Below are 210 nucleotides of genomic sequence, written 5' to 3'. Positions count from 1 at the left end.
GAGACGCTGGGTGTGGTCGTCGGTTATGACGGCTCTGATCATGCGATGCAGGCGTTGGACTGGGCGATGGACGAGGCCGAGTTCCGGCGGTTGCCGCTCGTGGTTTGTCATGCGTGGCGGTGGCCGTACGGTGATGGGGATCAGGCGGCTCGGGATTCGTTGCGGGGTGCGGCTGAGCACGTGTTGTGGCACGGTGCGGACTGCGCGCGG

General features: G+C 66.7%; 1 protein-coding gene. It reads left to right on the top strand.

Translation table 11 applies throughout. The annotated features are described in order from the left end of the window. A partial coding sequence (locus tag FAF44_RS56690) for a universal stress protein (protein ID WP_308193563.1) occupies positions 1-210 on the top strand: 210 nt, incomplete at both ends.

It is taken from the genome of Nonomuraea sp. MG754425 (genome assembly GCF_021699195.1).
Taxonomy (GTDB): Bacteria; Actinomycetota; Actinomycetes; order Streptosporangiales; family Streptosporangiaceae; genus Nonomuraea.
Note: the sequence above shows the minus strand (reverse complement) of the source record. Positions and strands in the feature narration are given on the sequence as shown.